General features: G+C 63.2%; 23 protein-coding genes. 12 read left to right on the forward strand and 11 right to left on the reverse strand.

Annotated elements, in window-relative coordinates; genetic code table 11:
* The first annotated feature begins 98 nt into the window (after window positions 1-98).
* From LB545_RS00180 to LB545_RS00195, 4 genes are read left to right on the forward strand one after another with little or no spacing between them, the layout of a single operon-like run.
* Window positions 99-1,718, forward strand: coding sequence for a phytoene desaturase family protein (locus LB545_RS00180; RefSeq protein WP_140558443.1), 1,620 nt, complete (start codon window positions 99-101; stop codon window positions 1,716-1,718).
* Window positions 1,705-3,270, forward strand: a complete 1,566-nt coding sequence (locus LB545_RS00185; protein ID WP_140558441.1) for a phytoene desaturase family protein — start codon at window positions 1,705-1,707, stop codon at window positions 3,268-3,270. The genes LB545_RS00180 and LB545_RS00185 overlap by 14 nt, the downstream gene beginning before the upstream one ends.
* 51 nt (window positions 3,271-3,321) lie before the next feature.
* Window positions 3,322-4,545: an aminomethyltransferase family protein gene (locus tag LB545_RS00190; RefSeq protein ID WP_140558440.1), complete on the forward strand. Its 1,224-nt coding sequence runs from the start codon at window positions 3,322-3,324 to the stop codon at window positions 4,543-4,545.
* Window positions 4,546-4,547: 2 nt separating this feature from the next.
* Window positions 4,548-4,802: a hypothetical protein gene (locus LB545_RS00195; RefSeq protein ID WP_140500602.1), complete on the forward strand. Its 255-nt coding sequence runs from the start codon at window positions 4,548-4,550 to the stop codon at window positions 4,800-4,802.
* A gap of 5 nt (window positions 4,803-4,807) precedes the next feature.
* Here LB545_RS00195 and LB545_RS00200 read toward each other — a convergent pair whose 3' ends face one another.
* From LB545_RS00200 to LB545_RS00215, 4 genes are all read right to left on the reverse strand, one after another.
* The gene (locus tag LB545_RS00200) at window positions 4,808-5,866 is read right to left on the reverse strand and encodes a dipeptidase (protein ID WP_224704186.1); all 1,059 of its coding nucleotides are present in this window, start codon (window positions 5,864-5,866) and stop codon (window positions 4,808-4,810) included.
* A 153-nt stretch (window positions 5,867-6,019) separates the two neighbouring features.
* Window positions 6,020-6,319 (reverse strand): GNAT family N-acetyltransferase, encoded by a 300-nt coding sequence (locus LB545_RS00205; protein WP_140500600.1) that lies wholly within the window; start codon window positions 6,317-6,319, stop codon window positions 6,020-6,022.
* Window positions 6,312-6,941 carry an alpha/beta hydrolase gene (locus tag LB545_RS00210; protein WP_140558437.1) on the reverse strand — a complete coding sequence of 210 codons (630 nt, stop codon included), beginning with the start codon at window positions 6,939-6,941 and terminating at the stop codon, window positions 6,312-6,314. Before LB545_RS00210 ends, LB545_RS00205 begins: the two co-directional genes overlap by 8 nt.
* Window positions 6,942-6,952: 11 nt before the next feature.
* Entirely contained in the window at window positions 6,953-7,885 is a 933-nt protein-coding gene (locus LB545_RS00215; protein WP_140558435.1) for a VOC family protein, read from the reverse strand.
* Window positions 7,886-8,106: 221 nt separating this feature from the next.
* Here LB545_RS00215 and LB545_RS00220 point away from each other — a divergent pair, with 221 nt between their 5' ends.
* Window positions 8,107-9,672: an alkaline phosphatase family protein gene (locus LB545_RS00220; protein WP_224704188.1), complete on the forward strand. Its 1,566-nt coding sequence runs from the start codon at window positions 8,107-8,109 to the stop codon at window positions 9,670-9,672.
* 30 nt (window positions 9,673-9,702) lie between these two features.
* On the opposite strand, the gene LB545_RS00225 is transcribed toward LB545_RS00220, so the two are convergent.
* Window positions 9,703-11,013 carry a PRC-barrel domain-containing protein gene (locus LB545_RS00225; RefSeq protein ID WP_140517892.1) on the reverse strand — a complete coding sequence of 437 codons (1,311 nt, stop codon included), beginning with the start codon at window positions 11,011-11,013 and terminating at the stop codon, window positions 9,703-9,705.
* A gap of 276 nt (window positions 11,014-11,289) precedes the next feature.
* Here LB545_RS00225 and LB545_RS00230 point away from each other — a divergent pair, with 276 nt between their 5' ends.
* Window positions 11,290-12,210 (forward strand): diacylglycerol/lipid kinase family protein, encoded by a 921-nt coding sequence (locus LB545_RS00230; RefSeq protein ID WP_140500595.1) that lies wholly within the window; start codon window positions 11,290-11,292, stop codon window positions 12,208-12,210.
* Window positions 12,211-12,239: 29 nt separating this feature from the next.
* On the opposite strand, the gene LB545_RS00235 is transcribed toward LB545_RS00230, so the two are convergent.
* Window positions 12,240-12,413 carry a hypothetical protein gene (locus tag LB545_RS00235; RefSeq protein WP_181165417.1) on the reverse strand — a complete coding sequence of 58 codons (174 nt, stop codon included), beginning with the start codon at window positions 12,411-12,413 and terminating at the stop codon, window positions 12,240-12,242.
* A 203-nt stretch (window positions 12,414-12,616) separates the two neighbouring features.
* On the opposite strand from LB545_RS00235, the gene LB545_RS00240 reads away from it, so the two are divergent.
* Window positions 12,617-14,104 (forward strand): sensor histidine kinase, encoded by a 1,488-nt coding sequence (locus LB545_RS00240; RefSeq protein ID WP_181165423.1) that lies wholly within the window; start codon window positions 12,617-12,619, stop codon window positions 14,102-14,104.
* A gap of 43 nt (window positions 14,105-14,147) precedes the next feature.
* Here the strand turns inward: LB545_RS00240 and LB545_RS00245 are convergent, their stop codons facing one another.
* The 3 genes from LB545_RS00245 to LB545_RS00255 all read right to left on the reverse strand — a co-directional run bounded on the left by LB545_RS00245 (window position 14,148) and on the right by LB545_RS00255 (window position 15,904).
* A complete protein-coding gene (locus tag LB545_RS00245) occupies window positions 14,148-14,612 on the reverse strand; it encodes a hypothetical protein (RefSeq protein ID WP_140500594.1) in 465 nt (154 codons plus the stop codon).
* A 10-nt stretch (window positions 14,613-14,622) separates the two neighbouring features.
* Window positions 14,623-14,949, reverse strand: coding sequence for a YqjD family protein (locus LB545_RS00250; protein ID WP_140517891.1), 327 nt, complete (start codon window positions 14,947-14,949; stop codon window positions 14,623-14,625).
* 193 nt (window positions 14,950-15,142) lie between these two features.
* The gene (locus tag LB545_RS00255) at window positions 15,143-15,904 is read right to left on the reverse strand and encodes a Crp/Fnr family transcriptional regulator (protein ID WP_140525472.1); all 762 of its coding nucleotides are present in this window, start codon (window positions 15,902-15,904) and stop codon (window positions 15,143-15,145) included.
* A 44-nt stretch (window positions 15,905-15,948) separates the two neighbouring features.
* Between LB545_RS00255 and LB545_RS00260 the strand changes: the two genes are divergently transcribed.
* Window positions 15,949-16,398, forward strand: a complete 450-nt coding sequence (locus tag LB545_RS00260) for a response regulator (RefSeq protein ID WP_140500637.1) — start codon at window positions 15,949-15,951, stop codon at window positions 16,396-16,398.
* 77 nt (window positions 16,399-16,475) lie between these two features.
* Here LB545_RS00260 and LB545_RS00265 read toward each other — a convergent pair whose 3' ends face one another.
* Window positions 16,476-17,027, reverse strand: a complete 552-nt coding sequence (locus LB545_RS00265; RefSeq protein WP_140500591.1) for an RNA polymerase sigma factor — start codon at window positions 17,025-17,027, stop codon at window positions 16,476-16,478.
* 3 nt (window positions 17,028-17,030) lie between these two features.
* On the reverse strand, window positions 17,031-17,234 hold the full coding sequence (locus LB545_RS00270; RefSeq protein WP_181165418.1) for a NepR family anti-sigma factor: 204 nt from the start codon (window positions 17,232-17,234) through the stop codon (window positions 17,031-17,033).
* Between the two features lie 219 nt (window positions 17,235-17,453).
* Between LB545_RS00270 and LB545_RS00275 the strand changes: the two genes are divergently transcribed.
* The 4 genes from LB545_RS00275 (at window position 17,454) to LB545_RS00290 (ending at window position 20,108) form a co-directional block, all read left to right on the forward strand.
* Window positions 17,454-18,248 (forward strand): response regulator, encoded by a 795-nt coding sequence (locus tag LB545_RS00275; protein WP_140500589.1) that lies wholly within the window; start codon window positions 17,454-17,456, stop codon window positions 18,246-18,248.
* A gap of 183 nt (window positions 18,249-18,431) precedes the next feature.
* Entirely contained in the window at window positions 18,432-18,596 is a 165-nt protein-coding gene (locus LB545_RS00280) for a DUF1328 domain-containing protein (RefSeq protein ID WP_006203859.1), read from the forward strand.
* Window positions 18,597-18,773: 177 nt separating this feature from the next.
* Window positions 18,774-19,808: a sensor histidine kinase gene (locus LB545_RS00285; protein WP_140500587.1), complete on the forward strand. Its 1,035-nt coding sequence runs from the start codon at window positions 18,774-18,776 to the stop codon at window positions 19,806-19,808.
* A 129-nt stretch (window positions 19,809-19,937) separates the two neighbouring features.
* A complete protein-coding gene (locus tag LB545_RS00290) occupies window positions 19,938-20,108 on the forward strand; it encodes a hypothetical protein (protein WP_181165419.1) in 171 nt (56 codons plus the stop codon).
* Window positions 20,109-20,288 lie beyond the last annotated feature (180 nt).

Genomic DNA, 20,288 nt, shown 5'->3' on the forward strand with positions numbered 1-20,288 from the left:
AGCTGGACAAAACGACGACTACCATGCCAAGTTTCGCGCATTGAGGGGACGGATTACGCCAAAATGAACAGCGGATCGCATGGAAAGACTGGGCCAAAATGAAAGCTTGGGATGCGATCGTCATCGGCGGCGGACACAACGGACTGGTCAATGCCTGCTATCTCCAGCGCGCCGGGCTCGACGTGCTGGTGGTGGAGAAGAATCCCTGGGTCGGCGGCGCCGCCACCAGCCGGGAACTGACGCCGGGCTTCCTCTATTCCAACTGTTCCTATGTTTGTTCGCTGTTTCGCCCTGAAATCATGCGCGACCTCGAACTGCCGCGCTTCGGCCTGCAGGTTATTTCCTATGAGGGCGGCGCGGTGTTCACCAGGGATGGCGACTATCTCGCCAATTACCGGGACCATGATGCACACCGGCGCGAATTTGCGCGCTTCTCGAAACGCGATGCCGAAGCCTACGACCGTTATGCGCGCGACGTGACGCGCCAGTGCCGTTTCATCCAGCCGCTGTTGATGCGCACCGCGCCCGACCCGACCAGTCTGCGGCCACGGGATCTAGGCGAGCTCCTTTATCTGGGCAAGAAATTCGCGGGCCTGTCGGCGGAGGAAATGGCGCTGACGCTGCGCTTCTGGACCATGTCGATCTCAGACTTCCTCAATGAATATTTCGAGACCGATGTCATCAAGGCCAATTTCGCTTTGTCCGGCATCATCGGCACGGCGCTCGGTCCGATGTCGCCCGGCACGGCTTATGTGCTGCTGCACCACTATATGGGCGAGGTCGACGGCTCGGTCGGCGCCTGGGGCTATGCGCGCGGCGGCATGGGCGCGGTGACAAAAGCGCTGGCGGCATCCTTCAAAGCGTCGGGTGGAACCATTCGCACCGGCGCCGAGGTCGACCATGTTCTGGTGAGCCGCGGCAAGGCCAAGGGTGTGGTGCTGGCGGGCGGTGAGGAGATCCGTGGCAAGCTCGTCGTCTCCAACGCCGACGTGAAGCGAACCTTCCTGAAATTGGTCGAGGAAAAGGAACTGCCCGAGATTTTCCTGCGCCGGGTCAGGAACTTCAAGATCCGAGGTTCGTCCGGCAAGGTCAACATCGCGCTGGACTCGATGCCCGAATTCCCGGCTCTGCCGAAGGATTCGCCGGTCTATCGCGGCGACATGCATTTCACCGATTCGATGGAGCGCATGGAGCGCGCCTATGACGACTGGAAGGCCGGGCGCTGGTCGGCCGATCCTTTCCTCGACATGGTCATCCCGACGACGCTCGACCCGACGATGGCGCCGCCGGGAAAACACTTCATGAGCTGCTTCGTGCAATACGCGCCGCCCAAGGTGAACGGCCATGAATGGTCCGACGCCGATCGCGACGGATTCGCCGAAAGCGTGATCGCGCAGATTGCCGACTACTCGCCCGGCTTTCGCGACCGCATCGTCCACATGGAGGTGCGCACGCCGCGCGAAATCGAGGCCGAGGTCGGGCTCACCGAAGGCAACATCTTCCAGGGCGAACTGACCTTCGACCAGCTTCTGTTCAACCGCCCGGTGCCGGGCTACGCGCAATACCGCTCGCCGGTCGGCGGTCTTTATATGTGCGGCTCCTCGACCCATCCCGGCGGCGGCGTCATGGGCGCGCCCGGCCGAAATGCCGCGGCCGAGATCCTGCGCGATCTCGCCAAATCGACCTCGCATATGAGCCCGGCCCATGACGTCATATGATGCAATCGTCATTGGCGGCGGCCATAATGGCCTCGTCACTGCTGTCACGCTGGCGAAGGCAGGGCGCAAGGTGCTGCTGCTGGAAGCGGGAGCCGATCTCGGCGGCGCCGCGCGCACGGAGGAATTCGCGCCGGGTTTTCATGTCTCGTCGATCGCCCATCTGCTGAACCGCCTGCATGCCGACGTGGTGAAGACGCTGGAACTGGAGAAGCATGGCCTGCGGATCACCCCAGACGACTTCGCGCCGTCGGTTGCGCTGTCGATGGACGGCTCCCCGCTGGTCCTGCACGGCGCCTATGGCGAAACGCTGACCGGCGCAAGTTTGTCCGAGCAATCCGCGTGGAAGCAGTTGCGCGCGCAACTGCTTCGCTACGCCGGCATCCTGGAACCCCTCCTCTCGCGTCGTCCGCCCGATCTGGCCGGCATGTCGCTGCTGGAGGCGGCGGCGTTCGGCCAGGCCGCACTGGCGCTGAAAAGGCTCGGCAAGGAAGACATGCGCGATTTCCTGCGTGTGCTTTTGATGAACGTCGCCGACCTGCTCGACGAGCAGCTTGCCGACATCAGGCTGAAAGGGCTGCTGGCCTTCGACGCGACGCTCGGCAGCCATCTCGGTCCGCGCTCGCCCACCTCGTTGCTCGGCCTCTACTACCGGCTGGCCGGCGAGGCCGGCGGTGCGGCCGGCGCGCAGACAGTGCCGAAGGGCGGCATGGGCGCGGTGATCGCCGCCATCCGCGCCTCGGCCGAAAAGGCCGGCGTGAACGTCCGCACATCGGCGCCTGTCGCAAGGATCATTGTCGAGAAAGGCCGTGCCGTCGGTATCGCATTGGACAATGGCGAGGTGCTGCGCGCCAGGACGATCGTCTCCGCGACAAATCCGGCGACGACTTTGCTCGACCTTGTCGGTCCACGCGAACTCGACACCGGCTTCGTGCGCAAGGTGAACAACATCCGCATGAAGGGTGATGTCGCCAAGCTTCACCTGGCGCTCGACAGGCCGCCGCAATTCACAGGTGTCGATGCCGCCGGCCACAGGGGGCGGCTGGTTATCGCCCCCTCGCCCGATCATGTCGAGCGCGCCTTCAATCCATCCAAATACGGCGCGTTCTCGCCCGAACCGGTGATGGAGATCACGCTGCCAAGCCTCGCCGATCCATCGCTCGCGCCCGACGGCGCCTGCGTGCTGTCGGCGGTGGTGCAATACGCGCCCTATGCTCTGAAAGAGGGATGGGGCGCCGGCAAGGCGAAATTCCTGGAGGCAATCATGGCTCAGCTCGAAGCCTACGCGCCAGGCATCGGCAAGACGGTGCGCCACACCGAGCTCTTGACGCCCGCCGACATCGAAACGCGCTACCGCATGCCGGGCGGCCACTGGCACCACGGCGAGTTGCAGGCCGACCAGATGCTGATCTCGCGCCCGGTCTCGGGCTGGTCCGGCTACGACACACCGCTCGACGGGCTGTTTCTCGCCGGTGCCGGTTCACATCCCGGCGGCGGCGTCTCCGGCGCACCTGGATTGAACGCCGCTCGACGCATCATTGCGATGAAGGGGTAAGGCGATGTTTCAGTTGGCGGCAGTCGCGTTCTACGGCGAAGGATCGCCAGCATGAATCAGCAACCATCATCCGCCCGCATCGAAGCCCAATCCCACTTCCGCACGTTGCGTCTCGGCACGCCGTTCCAGCCGCGCATCGATGCTCTGGCCAAGACCCAGGATTGGTACAACTGGGCGGGCTACCGCGCCCCCCATTCGCTGTGGGACGAGGAGCTCGAATATTTCGCCATTCGCAGCCAGTCGGCGCTCTTCGACATCTCGCCGATGACCAAGTACCGCGTCGAGGGACCGGACGCCGAGGCCTTCCTCGACCGCGTCACGCTGCGCGCCGTGACCAGGCTGAAGCCGGGCCGCGTCCATTACACCGCGTGGTGCAACGACGACGGCTTCGTCCTCGATGACGGCACGCTGTTCCGGCTCTCGCCGATGCGGTTCCGGCTGTGCTCGCAGGAGCGGCATTTGCCTTGGCTGCTCGACAGCGCCATCGGGTTCGATGTGACGGTGGAGGAAGAGACCGAAGCCGTCGCGGGCCTGGCACTGCAAGGTCCGACCTCTTTCGCCGTGCTGCGTGATGCCGGTTTTGCCGATGTCGAAAAGCTGAAGGCATTCGACCTCGCCGAATTCCCGCATGATGGCGAAACCGTCACCATCTCGCGCACCGGCTTCACCGGCGACCTCGGCTATGAATTGTTCATGCCGGTCGACAAGGCGCTGAGCCTGTGGGACCGGCTGATGGCGGCCGGCGAACTGCGCGGCATCCGCGCCATCGGCTATACCGCGCTCAACCGCGCCCGGATCGAGGCCGGGCTGATCGTCGCCAATGCCGACTTCACGACAGCCGAACACGCCATCCGTGCCGACCGCTTGCGCATGCCCGACGAGATCGGGCTCGGCTTCATGATCGACCTGGAAAAGGCCCATTTCAACGGCGGTCGCGCCATCTTCGAGGCGCGCGCCAAGCGCACGCTGCGGCATGTGCTGGTCGGGCTGGAGATCGAAGGCAACATCCCGGCCGAACACGCCATCGTCTATCACAGGAAGAGCCAGGAGGTCGGGCTGGTCAGCGCCGCCATGTGGTCGCCGATGGCCAAGCGCAACATCGCCATCGCTTCGCTGGTGCGACCATATGGTGATACAGTCGTCGACGACCTCTGGGTCGAGATCTACGCAATGCGCGAGCTGCAATACCAAAAGCTGATGAAGCGGGCCAAGGTGGTGCCGCGGCCGTTCATCAAGCTCGATCGCCGCACCGCCAATCCGCCGGCGGATTTCTGACCATGGACGAGGAAGCCGACAAGCAGCAAGAAGAGGCGGCCGAACAGTGGGAACTGGTCAACACGCCGCTCGGCGAAAAATGGTCGGGCCGCACACGCTATGCCGCCGCCATGTTCTTCTACAAGCGCGGCGAGATGAGCGCCGAGACGCTTGAGGTCTACCGCATCTGCGCGCGGCTCGATTCGGAAAACCCGCTGCCGATCATCCGCGACCGCGGCGTCGGCAAGGACTGGCTGAAGCGCATGGGGTTCGGCTGACCTGCCTATCCTATGGTTCTTTCCAGCATGGCCAGCCAGTTTCGGTAGGCGATCTTTTCGATCAGCGCGCGGCTGAAGCCGCGTGCGGCGAGCGCATCGATGAGCTTCGGCAGGCCGGCGGCGTCGCCAATGACGGCCGGGATCATGGCTCCGTCGAAATCGGAGCCGAGGCCAACCCCATCCTCACCCAGCGCCTGCAGCAGGGAATCGATGTGGCGCACCATGATGTCGAGGCCGGTATCGGCATTCATCTTTCCGTCCTCGCGCAGGAAGCCGGTGGCGAAGTTCAGCCCGACCATGCCGCCGGTTTCGCGAATCGCGCCGAGCTGCCAGTCGGTGAGATTGCGTGAGTGGCCGCAGATCGCATGCACGTTGGAATGGGTCGCGACCAGCGGCGCATCGCTGAGCGCGGCGACATCGCGAAAGCCTTTCTCGTTGAGATGCGACAGGTCGATCATGATCCTGAGTTGGTTGCAGGCCTTGACCAGCGCCTTGCCGGCATCGGTCAAGCCGGGACCGGTATCGGGCGAGGACGGAAAGCGGAACGGCACGCCATGGCCGAAAGCGTTCGGGCGGCTCCAGACGATGCCGAGCGAGCGCAAGCCGGCGGCATGCAGCACGTCGAGCATGGTGAGTTCGGGATCGATCGCCTCGACCCCTTCGATATGGAATACCGCAGCGATCGACTCGCGCGCCATGGCGCCGCGCACATCTGCGGCATTGCGGCAGACGCTCAGCGCTCCGGCCCGTTCCAGCCTGAACAGGATCGAAGCCATCGCGATCGTCGAGGCCAGAGCATCGCTGTGCGGGAGTTCGGGCGGCAAAGGCTCGGCATCGCTGGGCGTCGACGGGACAGCGCCGCGCCGGCCTCTCTCGACAGGCGGCGGGAAGATCGCGAACATGCCGCCGGCAAACCCGCCGGCCCGTGCGCGCGGCAGGTCGATATGGCCGCCCGATTTCCCTTCCATGAACAGCTTTTCGACGTCCGGGTCTTTCGACTGATAGAGTCTGAGCAGCGTGTCGTTATGGCCGTCGAAGACGGGAACGAGATCGGTTTCGGTCATGAAGGGATCATTCGGTTCGATGTGTCGCACGCCGCCCGCGATATATCATATCTACTTAGGCAAGATGGGCCGAGCGTGCAAATGCCAAAGCCGTGCTGGCCTATCACACTGTTTTACTCCCGCGGGTCCCGACTGGCAAAGCGCCGGCTGATCCTACCCCTTCAGCACGTCGGCCCACTCCGGATGACGGCGGAACTGGGCGTTGGCGAAGGGACAGAGCGGGATGATCTTCTTGCCCGCCGCGCGCGCATCCTCGACGGCGCGGGTGACGAGCCGAAGCCCGGCACCCTGGCCGCGAAACGCGTCGGGCACTTCGGTGTGGTCGATGATGATCTGGTGCTCGCCGATCCTGGTGAAGGTCATCTCCGCCTCGGCGCCGCCCGGACCACGCAGCACGTAGCGGCCCTTGGAACCACGATCTTCGAGTTCGATCTCCGGCAGTTGGTCAGGCATCACTTACTCCTTGGGCCACGCCGGCAAGGAGCCGCCGCGCCGCCTCGATTTCGTTCGGCCGCACTTCGTGCCCGCCTTCATGCCACTCCACTGTGACATCGGCGCCATCGGCGCGTAAATAGGCTTCGAGCCGCGAAGTCAGGTTCGGCGGACAGATCGGATCCCGCCTGCCGGCGGTCACCAGAATGCGGCGCCCGGCAAGACTGCCGTTCACCTCCGGTTCGAACGGGATCAGCGGGTGCATCAGCACCGCCGCGTCGAACAGGTCAGGGGCTTCGAACAGCAGCGACGCCAGGATGTTGGCGCCGTTTGAATAGCCGAGAGCGTAGACCGCCGACGGTTTTGCCGCTGCTATCTGCGCCTTGACGAAGCCCGCCATCTTCCGAGTCGCGCGCGCCAGGTCCTGCATGTCATAGACGCCCTCGCCGGTGCGACGGAAAAAGCGCGCAGCGCCTTGTTCAGACACATCGCCGCGTGGCGAGATGATGGTTGCCTGGGGCGCGAGACCGCGCCCCAGCGAGACGAGCTGGCCCTCATCGCCTCCGGTGCCATGGAAGACGAAGAGCAGCGGACCGCCCGGCGAACCGGGCAGCACCTTGTGGATGTAGCTGTCTGTGCTCATGACCCCGCCCCTCAGTCTTCCAGCTTCTGCAGATGCTGTTCGAGATAGGGCCGCAGGTGTTGATGCTGCGCCGGCAGCTTCAAAGCTTCACCGAGATGGGCGGTGTCCTCGTCGCGGTCGAAGCCCGGCTCGTTGGTGGCGACTTCGAACAGAACGCCGCCCGGCGTGCGGAAATAGATCGCCCAGAAGTAATCGCGGTCGATCACTGGCGTCACCTGGTAGCCGGTATCCATCAGCGCCTTGCGCACTTCGAGCTGCCTGGCTCGATCCTCGACAGCGAAAGCGACGTGATGGACCGAGCCCGCGCCGAGATCGGCAAAGGCGGCACCGGGTAGCGATTCGATGTCGACGACGTCGGCGCCATTGCCGTTCCTGATCGCCAGCCGCCGGACATTGCCGGATTTGTCGAGCTCCTCATAGCCCATGAACTTCAAGAGTTCCTCGGTAGCGCCGCCATCCTTCAGGCGCAGCGACACGGAGTGAAAGCCCCGGATCGCCTCGTCGGCGGGAATGCCGCCCTTCGCCCATGGCGCGCGCGTGTCGGCCCTGTCCTCGACGAGCGCGAAACCGTCGCCGTCCGGTCCGGCGAAGGCCAGACGCTTCTCGCCAAAGGTCTCTTCGCGCGAAAGGCCGGCGATACCTTCCTCGGCGAAGCGCCTTTCCCAATAGGCGAGCGTGCCTTCCGGCACCGAATAGGCGGTGGTGCCGACCTCGCCGACGCCGTGACGGCCCTTGCCGATATTGGGAAACGGAAAATAGGTCATCACCGAACCCGGCGTGCCGAGCTCGTCGGCATAGTAGAGGTGGTAGACGTCGGGCGCGTCGAAATTGACCGTTTTCTTGACCCGGCGCAGGCCGAGCTTCCCAGTGAAGAACTCATTGTTCTGGCGGGCATCGCTGGCCATCGAGGTGACGTGATGCAAACCCTTGATCTGGTCGAGCATGAGTGCTGCTCCCTTGTTCTGTTGCGGCCCCTGCCGCTGTCCTCGCCAATATGAGCATCGGCCTGTTCCCGTCAAAGGCGACAAAGACGGGATGGACTGTACTCTGGAAGTGAACAATCGAAAGCAGTTTGTTCACCGATCCACCAGCAGCCCGGGCTTGCGCCGGGGCGGGATTTCGGTTCCATGAGCGACGCTCGCACATTAGCCAAGGATTATCGCCAGTGACCGGAAAAGGCAGGCGTCCGAACGTTCTCCTGATCACCTGCGACCAATGGCGCGGCGATTGCCTTTCGGCGGCCGGCCATCCCCTGGTGAAGACGCCGAATGCCGACGCATTGGCAGCGGAAGGCGTATTGTTCAAGCGGCACTATGGCGGCGCGGCACCCTGCTCGCCGGCCCGTGCCTGCCTCTATACCGGGCTCTACCAGATGAATAACCGGGTTTGCCGCAACGGCACGCCGCTCGATGCCCGTCACGGCAATATAGCGCTTTCGGCGCGCGCGCTGGGCTACGATCCGACGCTGTTCGGCTACACCGACGTATCGCTGGATCCGCGCCGGCTCGCTCCGGCTGATCCGCGGCTGCGAAGCTATGAAGGCGTGCTTCCTGGTTTCACGGTGCGCCAATTGCTGCCAGAGCATCAGAAGCAGTGGCTGTCATGGCTGGGAATGCAGGGCATCGATACCGACGCCGGCTCCCCCGCGATCCATCGACCGGCGAACGGGGCAGGCGACGCCGGCTCCGTGACGACTGCGCCGCCCGTCTATTCGAAGGAGCAGACGCCGACGGCTTTTCTTGCCGGCGAATTCATCCGATGGCTGGGCGAACAGGAGCATGCCGCGCCCTGGTTCGCGCATCTCTCTTTCATCAGCCCACATCCGCCCTTCATCGCGCCTGCACCATACGACGCGATGTACGACCCCGCCGACGGCCCCGGCTTTCGCCGCGCGGCAGGCTGGCAGAAAGAGGCGGACAGCCATCCCTATCTCGCCTACGATTTCGGCAGGCAGAAAAAGCACAAGTTTCGACCTGGCGCCGCCGGCAACGTACATGACTGGAGCGAGGATGATTTCCGCCGCATCCGCGCGATCTATTACGGCATGATCTCGGAAGTCGATGCGCAGCTCGGCCGTATCTGGCAGGCGGTCAAGACGGCGGGCGCGTGGGACGACACGGTCATTGTGCTTACCTCCGACCATGCCGAGATGATGGGCGACCATTTCATGCTGGGCAAAGGCGGCTTCTTCGACGCTAGCTATCATATCCCCCTGGTCATCCGCGACCCGCGTCACGGCCACACCGCAGGCGTGGCCGTCGACCGCTTTACCGAGGCGGTGGACATATTGCCGACCTTGCTCGACCTGCTGGGCGGCGAACCGGCGCCGCATCTCGACGGTCACTCGCTGCGGCCGTTCATCGTCGGCGAGGAGCCGTCGGACTGGCGCGACGCCGCGCATTGGGAATTCGATTTTCGTTCGATCGCGGAAGGCGAAGCCGAACGGCATTTCGGCCATGCCTCGCGCCAGTGCAATCTCGCCGTGATCCGCACGGAAAAATTCAAATATGTGCATTTCGGCGGCGGCCTGCCGCCCTTGCTGTTCGACCTGGAGAAGGATCCCGCCGAGCTCGCCAATCTCGCCGCCGATCCCGCCTATCTCCCGACCAGGCTCGAGTTCGCCGAACGGCTGCTTGCCTGGCGGGCCGAACATCTCGACCAGTCGCTGGCGCTGGCGGAGCTGACCAGGGATGGCGTTGTGGGCTATGTAAGTAGGGCAGTAGGGGAATAGGGAATCCCTACTGCCCTACTGCCCTTGTTGCTATCTCACGATCATCCGCTGCTGCTCGCGGTTCTGCGCATAGCTGCCTTTGTCATAGGCGGCCTGGGCCTCGAGCTGCTCCTTGGTGAAGGTCGTGTAGAGATATTTGTTACCGTCCTTGTCGGTCATGAATTTCAAGTTGTCCATGCCGACGGCGACTTCCTTCTCGCCGACGCCGAGGAAACCGCCGACATCCACGATGACCGCGTCGGTCTTGTTGTCGGGCGTCAGCACGACATCGCCGATCTCGCCGACCTTGACGTCGTTGGCGCCATAAACTGTGGTACCCTTGAGATCGTCGCCCCTGACCTCGCCGACAGGCATTTCGGTCAGTTTGGATTTGTCGATCGCTGCGGTCTTCGTCTGGTCGGGAGCGGTCGCATCAGGCGTGGAGGCGGACGGGGCCTGCGCCGTCTTGTCCATCGGAGCCGTATTGGTTGTCGGCGCGACGGCCGGGGTGGACGCAGCAGGTGCGTTCGATGCCGTCGTGACCGGAGCCGGATCATAAGCCTTGCGGTTGAAGTCCGGCAATGCCTGCAGCTCTTCCTTGGTGGTTTGAGCCACCAGCCAGCGGTCGCCGTTTTTCTCGGCCCACTGGGCCTTGCCGAAATCATACGTGACGTTCTTCTCGCCGATGCCGAGGAAGCCGCCGACGCCGATGACCAGTGATTGCGCCTTGCCTTCCTTGGTCAGGACGATGTCGTTGACGTTGCCGATGTTCTGCGCATCGTCGCCGGTCCCGTTATAGACGCTCTCACCGATGATATTGGTGGCGAGATTGCCGTCGGCGCGCTTCACCGGTTCCGCCGGAGCCGCGTTCATGTCGACTGGCGCCTGGGCGGTATCGCTCGGCGCGGATGTGGACGGCGCCTGTGCGGCTGTCGATGCGGCCGGTGCCGGAGCATAGGGCTTGGTGTCGAACTCCGGCTGCGCCGTCAACTGGTCCTTGGTCGTCTGGGCGACCAGCCAGCGGTCGCCGTTTTTCTCGGCCCACTGCAGCTTGTCGTAATCGAACGCGACATTCTTCGTCCCGACGCCCAGAAAGCCCCCGACGCCGATGACTATGGATTTGGCCTGACCGTCCTTGTCGAAGACGATGTCGGTTACTTTGCCGATATTCTCGGCATTGTCGCCGGTGCCGTTATAAACCGATTCACCGATGATGTTGGTGGCGATGCTGCCCTCGGCGTGCACCACAGGAGCGGCGGGTTGCTCCGCGCCAGGCGCAGCCGGTGTCGGAGTTGTCTGCGCATGCGCGCCCGTCGCCACGAACATGGCAAGAGCAGTCGTGGCTAGAAGATTGCGGATCATGATGGTGTCTCCTCGTGCCTGATTTCATGCATGCCGCACCGGCCTCCGCCGTCACCGGCGACGGGCGAACGCGGCATTCGCCTGATCACAACGTCGTGACTGCGCCCATTGTTCCGACAAAAGCCAGGACGCATATTCTCCGCACACGCGGCCCGCAACTTGCGTGCTGCAAAGGGAAATTCGCCGCATCATCCGGAACCTTTTTGCCACTTGCGCCGTTCAGCCGACGGCTGGAGCTTCTCCGGCTCGGAGTTTTTTTGAGAACACGGAGGGGACATGCGGTTTGCGGCGGTGCTGAACCGGGACGGTGGCACCTTGCGCACCCTCGACCTGGATGGCTTTCGCGATCGCATGCGCGACCTGCTGGAGGCAGCAGGCCATTCCATCGATATCGACGTGGTTGCCGGCAAGGACATCGTGCCGGCATTGGACAACGCGGCTTCGCGTCGCGGCATCGACGTGGTTCTCGCCGGCGGCGGCGATGGCACGATATCGGCGGCGGCGGCGCGGCTGATGGGCAAGAAAAAGGCGCTGGCCATATTGCCCGCAGGCACCATGAACCTCTTCGCGCGCGGGCTCGGCATCCCGCAGACGCTCGATGCGGCTTTGCGATCCTTCGCCGATGGCGAGGTGATGGCGGTGGACATCGCCACCGCCAATGGCCGGCCTTTCGTGCATCAGTTCTCGATCGGCATGCACGCCAAGATGGTGCAGCTACGCCAGAACATGGAGTTCGGCTCCCGGCTGGGCAAGATGCGGGCATCCGCGAAAGCGGCTTGGCAGACGATCAAGAATCCGCCGGCGATGACGGTCACCCTGACCATTGGCGAGGCCGAGATCACGGCGCGAACCACCGGCGTCGGCGTCACCAACAACCTGTTTGGAGAGGGTCACCTGCCCTTTGCCGACAATCCGGCGGGCGGCGTGCTCGGCATTTATGTCACGGTCGCGCGGCAGCGCGCCGAACTGGTCAAGTTCTTCTTCAACGTCGCGCGTGGCAAATGGCGGGACAATGAACATGTCGAAATCCATCAGACAGAGCGGGCTGTGCTGAAGATCCGGTCGGCGGCCAGGAAATACCGCGCCGTCCTCGACGGTGAACTTATCAAGCTCGAGGACGAAATTACCATCGAAATCCACCCGGGCGCCTTGAACGTGCTGGTGCCGCGGCACGCCATGCGGGCAAAGGCGGCCTGATGCAGGGGCAGCCGACGAGGAACAGAAGACTAGCCGCTCGGAGCGCTGCCTTGTTCGGTGGTCGGGGATTTCGTGTACTCGCCGTAAATCTCGACGATGCCCCAAACGACAAAGGCCAGGAGAAGTCCCGCAATCAGGATCCGCAAGCCGTGCCAGCCCCAGTGTCCCTGACGCGCTTTGTTTTCAGGAATGGTCTTGGGCATAGCCGGCCTCGATGCGATGTGGACGCGTTGAGCGTCTCTGGCAAAACATCTTCGGGTAACGGTTCCTTGCTACGAAGGTTCCGCGTTTGGCCAAGCCCTTCGCCGGCAAGTCGGGAAGGCGAAGTCGGAGGGCTCGCGAGGAAGCGTCGGGGGCGCTGGTGAACAAGGCGGCGAAATTGGCGCCGGGCCTTCCGGCCGAAGTAATGCACGTCGTCAACGACGCCGGCCGGCTGGCCGTGCTGCACGGCTTGCAGGCGCTGGATACGATGACTGACGCCGACTTCGACGGCGTCAGCCGCCTTGCCGCGGCCGCCATGCGCGCACCGATCGCGCTGGTTACGCTCGTCGACGTCGAGCGGCAATGGTTCAAGTCGCGTGTCGGCCTGGACGAGATCGAGACCGCAACCGACATCTCCTTCTCCGCCCATGCGATTGCCGCGGGCGGCGAACTGATGGTGGTACCCGACGCGACCTTGGATCCGCGTTTTAAAGCCAACTCACTGGTCACGGGCAAGCATCACATCCGCTTCTTTGCGGGCGCGCCGGTGACCGTCGCCGGCGCCAGGATCGGAACGCTCTGCGTTTTCGACCGCAAGCCCCGTCCCTTTCCATCGCGCGTCAGGCTCGACCAGTTGAAGGCGCTGGCCGGCCTAGCCGCCAGCCTGTTCACGCTGAAGGATGCGACGCGCAGCGGCGCCATCGCCGAGGCGGCGCTGGTTCGCGAAGAAAAACGGCGCGCCATAGCGCTCGACGCGGCATCGCTTGCCAGCTGGGCCTGGGACATCCGCACCGACATGATCGAATGCGATGGTTTGCTGCCGGAATTGTTCAATCTGCCGCGATCGAACCGGTTGCGGGCGCGCGACATCCTGATGGCAATAGATCCACGCGACGTCTATCAAACCGAAACCCGCTTCCGCGACGCCTTGGCCGGCGGCGACGACTATTTCGGCGAGTACCGCGTGAAAGGCTTCCATCCACCCCGCTGGCTGGCGACGCGCGGCCGCGTCATCGAGCGCGATGGCGACGGCAAGCCGACGCTGATCTTCGGGGTCAATTACGACATATCCGAACGCAAGCTTGGGGAGGAAAGGCAAAGGCTGCTGCTTCGCGAACTCAATCATCGCGTCAAGAACACGCTGGCGACCGTTCAGGCGCTGGCGACGCAGACCGTGCGCCATGCCCGGCAGCCGAGCGCTTTCCTGGAAGCCTTCGGCGCCCGGCTCCAGGCACTCGGCATTGCCCATAATCTCCTGTCCGACCGGGAATGGCGCGGCATCGGCATCCATGAACTCATCCAGATCGAGGTGAGGCCCTTCGACACCGCCGAGCAACTGCGCATGACGATCACCGGTCCCGATCTGTTGCTGTCGCCGGACCAGGCAGTGGGGCTGGGCCTGATCTTGCACGAACTGGCCAGCAACGCCCTACAATATGGGTCGCTGTCGGCAACATCCGGCAAGGTCGATCTGAGCTGGAAGACACAAGGCAGAAAAAGCGACCGGCGCCTTGTCTTGACCTGGCGCGAAAGCGGCGGTCCTGCGGTTGCCCCGCCCGAGCGGCACGGTTTCGGCTCGATCCTGATCCGCCGCAGCCTGGCCAAGGTCATCTCCAGCGAAGTGGCGCACGAGTTCCGGCCGGAAGGCGTCTTTGCCGAAATATCCATGCCGCTGGAGGATCTCTCCAAGTGACCGGCCCAGCTTTAATCCGGACGCAGCCTTCATCCGGTCAGCCTCAATCAGGATCGCCGCCAGCCGGCCCGCCGGGACCTGGTTTCACGTTCTCGCGGTAGATGGCATAAGCCGCCAACGCCACGGCGGGACCGAGAATGGCCCCGAGGCCGCCCTTTCCCTTGAGCAGCGCCGGCAGAGCGGCCAGTGCGGCGGTGACCCCGATTGCGGTCATGTCCGCCTTGCGCCGTTCTGCCCGGCGCCGTGCGCGCGAGCCGGCCGAGAAGCGATAGATCAGCAAGATCAGGCCCGCGACGATCAGAAAGCCGACGCCGAAGCCCAACGCCGCCGCGAGCGGCCCATAGCGGTCCGCAGCCCATATATAGCCGGCCCCGATCAGGAAGCCGAGACCGCACAGCGCCGCGAGCGCGGCAAGCGCATAGACAATTGCAGCCGTGCGCGCGCGGCGCATGGCTGCAACGGTTTCGCCCGAAGCCAGGCCCGAGACAAGGGAAGCCAGCAATCCCATTTGAGCGGGACTAGCGGCGCGCCAGGAGCGCGAACAGGAAGCCAACGCCGGCGGCGATCGCCAATGAAGTCACCGGCTTCTCGCGCACGCTTGCCGCTATCTGCGCCTCTATATCCCTGGTGTTGCTGCGCAGGCTATCAAAGGCTGCCTCGCCTTGGGCGCGCAGATGCTCGACACCTTCGGCGGCGGCACGGCGGGCGGTGCCGTATCCATGCTCACCTGTCTTTGCCAGCTGCTTCGTCAGCTTGTCGATATCGGCCTTCAACTGCCTGATATCGGCTTCGAGGTCCGAGTTCGCCCGCGCTTCGCTTGCGTTCTTTCCTGCGGCAGCTGCCATCGCTTAACTCCCTGTGATTGCTTTGATTTCAACGCGCTGCATGTCTCAAGGTTCCGAGCCCCTCGGATAAACGGGCATGATCCCGCAAAGCGGGTGTCGGTTTGCCAAAAGATCACGCTCAATCCAATGGATAGAGGCCGTCCCGGTTCCATCGATCTGGACCCTAGCTCAAAACGGGGCCTCCTGCATCCGATCAGATCAGTGGCCGTCGTTCCTTGCCCAGCCCCTCCCAGCCAGCAAGCTGCTTCAACCCTTCATGATCGATGATCTCGCAGCCGCCATCGCGCCAAGCGATCAGCTTGCGATCCATCAGTTTGCGAATCGTCTTGTTGGTATGGACCAACGACAGCCCGAGCGTATCGGCGATGTGCTGCTGCGTGAACGCGATCCGGGTGAGCCGCCCGCCATTGAGGCCAACGGCCTTGGCCCGGCTGCCGATGAAGGCGATGAGATAGGCGGTGCGCTCGATCGCGCTGCGGCGGCCGACGCTGAGCAGGTTCTCATCCAGCATCCGCTCCTCGCGCGACGCGATCCAGGTGATGTCATAGGCCAGGCCCGGATGGTTGCGGAAAAGCTCATGCAGGGACTCCCGCTCGAACACGCAAAGCAGCATCGGCGACAAGGCTTCGACGGAATGCTGCATTTCGCCCATCACGCTGCCTTGCAGCCCGATGAGATCTCCAGGGATGGCGTAGTTGAGGATTTGACGGCGGCCATCCGACAACAGCTTGTAGCGGAAAGCCCAGCCCGACAGCACCGTGTAGAGATGAGTGCTGCGGCGTCCTTCCACCAGCACCGTTGCGCCCTTGTCGACCGCGAGCTCGCCTTTCTTCAATTTGTCGATGAAGGCCAGTTCCGATCTCTCGAATTTGCGGAAACCCGGCAGCGGCCGCAGCGGGCAATTCTCGCAATCATACCGGCGGCTGGAGGAAGCAAGGCCGTTCTGGATTGACATTTCGACCGCTCCTCGAGAACCGCGGGCTCAGCCGCTGCGGTGGCATGTCTTTTTTAAATGACAGCGCGTCAAATAGCGATCATGACTCGCTGCGTTTCAAGGAGCCATTGCCTGTGTCGCCTTTGCTTGACGGATTGCGCATTCTTGTCCTGGAAGATGAATTTCTCATCGCCATGGATGTCGAGCAGCTTTGCCGTGATCACGGCGCCGACGACGTAGTGCTTGTCCGCGACCTGGCCGAGATCGATGGTCGACAGGTTGCCACCCAATTCGATGCGGCGATCGTCGACCTCATGCTGGGGGGCACTCCGACTTTCGACTTTGCATCGCGCCTGCGTGAAACGGGCGTGCCCTTCGTCTTTGCCTCCGGTTATTCGGATGCGGACGAGATCAAGGTTGCCTTTCCAGGGATAAGGCTGGTCAGCAAACCTTATTCGGGCGAAGATCTTGTGGAAGCGGTGGCCCGGGCCTGCGGACGAGTCCCGCCCGCCTGACGACGTCGCGTCGCGTCGCGTAAGAGTCAGAGCGGATGCGATGGCGATTCTGTCAGCCGTTTCGATGCGACGCTTTTTTAGTGCGCCGCCGTGCCCGTGACCTGTGCTGAGATCGCATCGGGACCGTACTCGTCTTCGCCGGAGATTTTCAGTATCTCCTGCAGGCGCGTGCGGGCTCGGCTGACGCGGCTCTTGATCGTCCCGACCGCGCAACCGCAAATCTCGGCCGCCTCCTCGTAAGAGAAGCCCGAGGCGCCGATGAGGATGATGGCCTCGCGCTGGTCTTCGGGCAGTTGCTCGAGCGCACCGCGGAAATCCTTGAGGTCGAGCTGGCCGTGCTGGGCGGGATGCACCGCAAGCCTGGCTGTCATGATGCCGTCGCTGTCCTGCACCTCGCGGCCGCGTTTGCGCATCTGCGAATAGAACTCGTTGCGCAGGATGGTGAAGAGCCATGCCTTCAGGTTGGTACCGGGCTGAAAGCTCTCATGCTTGTCCCAGGCCTTGACCAGCGTTTCCTGCACGAGGTCGTCGGCCTTGTCGGCATTCTGCGTCAGTGACACTGCGAAGGCACGCAAGCTCGGTATTGCCCCAAGCAGATCGGTCTTGAAGCCTTGTGAGACCGTTGCCATGCCTCAGTCCTTTTTCTGTGCGGGCTCGGCCCGCTCCAGTTGGCTGAGCAACTGCGCGAAACGATCCGGCACATCGTCGGAGACCAGCTCGTCGTAATACTGCTTGAGTTTGCGTCCGATTTCGGAATTCGGCCCGAGCGGGTCGCCCACGCCGTTCCGGCGCCTGATTGAGGCGCCAGTCAAGACATCTTTCGTCATTTCCTTCATTTCGCCCTTTAATCCAGCCCCATAGCCGCTCAACATAACTCAACACAACACAAGCGGCATCCTCGTCTGGTTGCCCATCCCCAATTCAAACGCCGTTCAGGCGTATTAGTTCCCGGGGCCGGAACTTTTTGCGAAAGCCCGCGTTTGTGTCGTTGGGGCTTGCAATGGGGCTTGACCTGCATTTTTAGTCAATCACGTCATCTGAGGGAGACGTCCGTCATGAGTTTATCCGCCACCATCGCTCCGCACCTGCCGTTCCTGCGCCGCTTCTCGCGTGCCGTATCGGGATCGCAGGAGAGCGGCGACGCGCTGGTTGCCGCGATGCTCGAGGCCATCATCGCCGATGTCGACATTTTTCCCGAGGCATCTAGCGACCGAATCGCGCTGTACAAGGTCTTCGCCAAACTGTTCACGTCCGTCGCCATCCGCGTTCCACAAGAACAGGCGCAATCGGCATGGGAACAGCGCGCCGCGGCCAATCTCAATGCGATCGCGCCGCTTCCCCGCCAGGCCTTCCTTCTGGTGGCCGTCGAGGGTTTCAGCGAGGATGAGGCGGCCGAAATTCTTGGCGTCGGCGAACAGGAATTCTCAGAACTGCTTGCCCAGGCGAGCAACGAGATTTCCCGCCAGGTGGCGACCGACGTGCTGATCATCGAGGATGAACCGCTGATCGCCATGGATATAGAGGAGATGGTCGAGAGCCTGGGCCATCGGGTCGTCGGCACCGCCCGCACCCATGCCGAAGCGGTGACGATGTTCGGCAAGACGCGGCCGAAGATGGTGCTCGCGGACATCCAACTCGCCGACGGCAGTTCGGGCATTGAGGCGGTGAACGAGATTCTGTCGTCGACTTCCGTGCCGGTGATCTTCATCACCGCCTTTCCCGAGCGTCTCCTGACCGGCGAGCGGCCCGAACCGGCTTTCCTGGTGACGAAGCCGTTCAACCCGGACATGGTCAAGGCGTTGATCAGCCAGGCTCTGTTCTTCGACCGGCAGGCGAAAGCAGCCGCATAGCCATGCGCAACTGAAGTCGCAAACGCGCGCAAAAGCAGGGCGCGACCAGCCGGAAGGTTCCGCTGGCCGCGCCTTGCTTTTCCGCGCCACGATGGTGCGCGGGGGGATCGTCTTTTTCGGCAAAAAGTGGAACAAACCGCATCCACCCACGTTTTTCTCACATAGTTGGAAGGAGATGGAACCATGCTTTACTGGGCGCTCGTATTTCTCGTCGTGGCAATCATCGCCGGCGCGCTTGGTTTCGGCGGCATTGCCGGTACATCTGCCGGGATAGCGCAGATATTGTTCTTCATCTTTCTCGCTTTCCTCATCATTTCGCTTCTCGCCGGCCTGTTCAGACGGGCCTGAGGGTTATCAGGCGAACACTGGAAGCCGCACCCCTCAAACGGTTTCCAGCCACCGCCGGGTGGTGTCCCACAAGGACGCCGCCCGGCGGACCGCTTTTGGGCGTCTGGTTCCCGTAAAACCTGCCTTGGAACCCATTGGACGGTGAGCCGTTCAGCCTGAGTTGGGTGAACAGGTCGGATGCGTTCCAGGGCTCGAGATACCAAGAAGAACGAGCGGGGGGACGAGGTCATCGCCCTGCATCCCGCCGAAAGCGGCATGCAACTTGGCCGGGCGCTTCTCCACGCACTCCACAATGCCGGCATTTCCGTCCTCTACCAGGACCGCGACATGAAAACGGTCTGGGCGCGGAACATGCGTGCGCCCTGGGCCGCCGACAGCAGCGAGGGCGACGGCATCCTGCCGCCGGCACAGGCCGACCGCATTGGCGCTGCCAAGCGCAACGTCGTCGCAAGCGGCGATCCGCAGCGCCTCGAGATCGGCGTCCCGATGGAGGACGGCATGCGCTGGTTTCAGGTCTGGATCGACGCCGACCATGGCGAGGCCGGCGACGTGCAAGGTGTCGTCACCACCATGGTCGAGACGACCGAGCAGCGACGCCGCGAACAGACGCTGACGACGCTGTTGCGCGAAGTCACGCACCGCTCGAAGAATTTGCTGGCAATCATCCAGAGCATCGCCACCCAGACGGGACGCTATTCCGACAGCATCGGCGATTTCCTGACCCGCTTTCGCGGCCGGCTCCAGTCGCTGGCCTCCTCCCAGGATTTGGTAACCTCCTCCAACTGGCGCGGTGCTGCCCTTCGCGAACTCGTCGCCGGTCAGGTCGGCCGCTACGGGACGGACGCGTCGCACAGCCTTCGCTTCCGCGGCGCAAATCCTTACCTCAACCCCAACGCCGCGCTGCATATCGGCCTTGCGATGCATGAACTGGCCGTCAACTCGGTCAGCTATGGCGCCCTGTCGCGGCCGGAGGGCTTCGTCGAAGTGACCGCCGTCCTCGACACCGCCGCCGATGGCGGCATTGCCCTGTCGCTGACCTGGGCCGAAACCATAGGAACCGACAGCAACCAAGAGGGCAAAAAGCGCTTCGGCAGCGTCGCACTGGAACGCGTAGTGCCCTCTTCCCTGAACGGAACGGCGCGCCTCGAGATCGCGGATGGTCGCCTCGAATACCATCTCGTTGTTCCGCACGGCAATTTCGAGACGGAGTAGGCGACCGCCATTTTTTAACCGGCTGTTCACCATAGAAGCAGATGCTGTTTTTGCCAGATACCGATGGAACTGCCGAGCCGACGAGCATGCTTTCGAGGGCTTTGCCGCAGCATAGTGGGGAGGAGCGCCTTGACGGTCGCCGATATCAACAGACTCGAGCATGCCGCTCGCATTTCGATGGGCGAAATCCAGGATCCCGAGACATCCACGGCATCGCCGGTTGCTCATGGCATCCTGCCCATCGTCGCTCCGGCGTTGGCCGCGGCAATTGTCCTGATCGCCCTGTCCCAGCTGGCCTGATCCCGCCCCCACGTTCGCGCGCGCACATCGCTCGGGTTTTTCGGCGGCCGAGGCATCGGAAAGCTGCGCCCAGAAAAAGACTCTCTTCACCAACAATAAATTGGAGCAGCAAAGGTCGTTTTTTCATGCTAAGTGACGGCTGGAGCTTATTAAAGTGAGGACACGAAGTGAGGAGTGACC

It is taken from the genome of Mesorhizobium sp. BR1-1-6, from assembly GCF_020165355.1.
In the GTDB taxonomy this organism is placed as follows: Bacteria; Pseudomonadota; Alphaproteobacteria; order Rhizobiales; family Rhizobiaceae; genus Mesorhizobium.

Coding starts and splice junctions, on each gene's coding strand:
- LB545_RS00180 (WP_140558443.1), top strand. CDS start 99: ATGAAAGCTTGGGATGCGATCGTCATCGGCGGCGGACACAACGGACTG.
- LB545_RS00185 (WP_140558441.1), top strand. CDS start 1,705: ATGACGTCATATGATGCAATCGTCATTGGCGGCGGCCATAATGGCCTC.
- LB545_RS00190 (WP_140558440.1), top strand. CDS start 3,322: ATGAATCAGCAACCATCATCCGCCCGCATCGAAGCCCAATCCCACTTC.
- LB545_RS00195 (WP_140500602.1), top strand. CDS start 4,548: ATGGACGAGGAAGCCGACAAGCAGCAAGAAGAGGCGGCCGAACAGTGG.
- LB545_RS00200 (WP_224704186.1), bottom strand. CDS start 5,866: ATGACCGAAACCGATCTCGTTCCCGTCTTCGACGGCCATAACGACACG.
- LB545_RS00205 (WP_140500600.1), bottom strand. CDS start 6,319: ATGCCTGACCAACTGCCGGAGATCGAACTCGAAGATCGTGGTTCCAAG.
- LB545_RS00210 (WP_140558437.1), bottom strand. CDS start 6,941: ATGAGCACAGACAGCTACATCCACAAGGTGCTGCCCGGTTCGCCGGGC.
- LB545_RS00215 (WP_140558435.1), bottom strand. CDS start 7,885: ATGCTCGACCAGATCAAGGGTTTGCATCACGTCACCTCGATGGCCAGC.
- LB545_RS00225 (WP_140517892.1), bottom strand. CDS start 11,013: ATGATCCGCAATCTTCTAGCCACGACTGCTCTTGCCATGTTCGTGGCG.
- LB545_RS00230 (WP_140500595.1), top strand. CDS start 11,290: ATGCGGTTTGCGGCGGTGCTGAACCGGGACGGTGGCACCTTGCGCACC.
- LB545_RS00235 (WP_181165417.1), bottom strand. CDS start 12,413: ATGCCCAAGACCATTCCTGAAAACAAAGCGCGTCAGGGACACTGGGGC.
- LB545_RS00240 (WP_181165423.1), top strand. CDS start 12,617: ATGCACGTCGTCAACGACGCCGGCCGGCTGGCCGTGCTGCACGGCTTG.
- LB545_RS00245 (WP_140500594.1), bottom strand. CDS start 14,612: ATGGGATTGCTGGCTTCCCTTGTCTCGGGCCTGGCTTCGGGCGAAACC.
- LB545_RS00250 (WP_140517891.1), bottom strand. CDS start 14,949: ATGGCAGCTGCCGCAGGAAAGAACGCAAGCGAAGCGCGGGCGAACTCG.
- LB545_RS00255 (WP_140525472.1), bottom strand. CDS start 15,904: ATGTCAATCCAGAACGGCCTTGCTTCCTCCAGCCGCCGGTATGATTGC.
- LB545_RS00260 (WP_140500637.1), top strand. CDS start 15,949: ATGTCTTTTTTAAATGACAGCGCGTCAAATAGCGATCATGACTCGCTG.
- LB545_RS00265 (WP_140500591.1), bottom strand. CDS start 17,027: ATGGCAACGGTCTCACAAGGCTTCAAGACCGATCTGCTTGGGGCAATA.
- LB545_RS00270 (WP_181165418.1), bottom strand. CDS start 17,234: ATGAAGGAAATGACGAAAGATGTCTTGACTGGCGCCTCAATCAGGCGC.
- LB545_RS00275 (WP_140500589.1), top strand. CDS start 17,454: ATGAGTTTATCCGCCACCATCGCTCCGCACCTGCCGTTCCTGCGCCGC.
- LB545_RS00280 (WP_006203859.1), top strand. CDS start 18,432: ATGCTTTACTGGGCGCTCGTATTTCTCGTCGTGGCAATCATCGCCGGC.
- LB545_RS00285 (WP_140500587.1), top strand. CDS start 18,774: ATGCGTTCCAGGGCTCGAGATACCAAGAAGAACGAGCGGGGGGACGAG.